Origin of the sequence: Oceanobacillus saliphilus (assembly GCF_023522835.1) — a bacterium.
Lineage (GTDB): Bacteria > Bacillota > Bacilli > Bacillales > Amphibacillaceae > Oceanobacillus > Oceanobacillus saliphilus.
This window is the reverse complement of record NZ_JALCZU010000027.1, coordinates 1-1,846: the sequence shown is the minus strand read 5'-3', so window position 1 is coordinate 1,846 and position 1,846 is coordinate 1. Positions and strand designations below refer to the sequence as shown.

Annotated in this window: 1 protein-coding gene; it reads left to right on the top strand. The window is 36.7% G+C overall.

Annotated features, from left to right (window positions below):
- Window positions 1-170: 170 nt before the first annotated feature.
- Window positions 171-1,846, top strand: a 1,676-nt coding sequence (locus MN204_RS20240; RefSeq protein ID WP_249872886.1) for an IS1182 family transposase, incomplete at its 3' end; no start/stop codon positions are given.

The following is a 1,846-nucleotide window of genomic DNA, read 5'->3' as shown; positions in this document are numbered from 1 at the left end:
GAGGCTGGGACAAAACCCCAGTAAATAAAAATAAGCGTGATACCATTCCATGAAAATTGGAAAAAAGGTATCACGCTTATTTTTCTATTTATATTTATTATTTTAGTGAACAAAAGGACACCATTTGATAAAATTAAAGTGACCAAACAATAACCATCGGAGGTGTCCTTATGTTTAAAGATTATAACATGAATCAAGTAGTTTTGCCTTTAGATTTAGAAGTTAAATTAAAAAAAGATGATGTTGCCTTTTCCATAAATGAATTGGTAGAAAGTATACCTAGTGAAGCTTTCGAAGGCTTTGTTCACCAAACTGGTTGTCCCCCATATCATCCACGAATGATGATGAAAATTATTTTATGTGCGTATACACAATCTGTTTTCTCTGGAAGAAAAATCGCAGGATTATTAGAAGATAGTGTACGCATGATGTGGCTATCTCAAGGTTACGAACCAAGCTACCGGACCATCAATCGCTTTCGTTCTAATCCACTAGTTGAAGAAATCCTTCGTGAATGTTTTGTGCAGTTTCGTAGCCAACTCGTTCAAGAAAATTTAATTGAGGAAGAAGCGATATTTATTGACGGGACAAAGATTGAAGCGAACGCAAATAAATTCACCTTTGTTTGGCGCAAATCCGTGGAGAAGTATAGTGATAATTTAATGGAGAGGTCCAATCAAATATACGATGAGTTATTGGAAAAGGAAATTATTCCGGCAATCGAACGAGATAATGAAGAAGAACTGTCCGTTCAAGAAATGGAAGAAGTCGTTGAAAAGCTCCACGAAAAGATAGAGGAATATGATAAAAAGATTGAAGCTTGTGATATTGGTGGTGAGCGAAAGAAAATTCGTTCAGAGCGTAAATTCCCAAAACAGACTCGGAAGCAGTTTATAGATTTCATCGAGCGCAAACAAAAGTATCAGAACGATATGGAGATTTTTGGAGACCGTAATAGTTATTCGAAGACAGACACAGATGCCACTTTCATGCGGATGAAAGACGATTACATGCAGAATGGCCAACTAAAAGCAGGATATAATGTACAGGCTGCGACAGAGGGACAATATGTACTCGCCTACGATGTTTTTCCCAATCCAACTGATACACGTACTCTGATTCCTTTTCTCGATAATATAGAAGAAAATTTCTTTGAACTACCAGATTATATCGTGGCTGATGCAGGATATGGCAGTGAACAAAATTATGGGGATATTCTAGAGCATCGAAACAAGATACCGCTTATCACATACAATCAATATCGCAAGGAAAAGAAAAAGAAACATAAAGAGAACGCTTTTCATGTAGATAACTGGGAATACAATGAAGCAGACGATACTTTTTTGTGCCCAAATGATAGAAAAGTATTGTTTAGCCATCATTCCAAACGAACCGACCGATATGGTTTTACTCGTGAATTTAAAGTGTATGAATGTGAGGATTGTTCCGACTGTCCGCTTCGTGATTTATGTACGAAAGCAAAGGAAGGAAACAATCGAAAAGTTTACTACAATGAAAAGTGGGAAACTCAAAAAGAATATGTACGAGCAAAGCTTTCAGACGAGAAAACTGGTAAAATTTACGGGAAACGTAAAACAGATGTGGAGCCAGTCTTCGGATTCTTGAAGGCTAATTTGGGTTTCACTCGACTGTCTGTAAGGAACAAAGAGAAAGTGAAAAATGAATTAGGATTTGCCTTTATGGCGGTAAACTTAAGGAAGTATACCGCCATAAATAACAATCCACCAATAGATGATGAAAATAATTCAAATAAAAATGGTTCCGATCATCCAAAAACCGATGAACGGAACCATTTTTATTCATTTTGGCTAGTTATGTCCCAGCC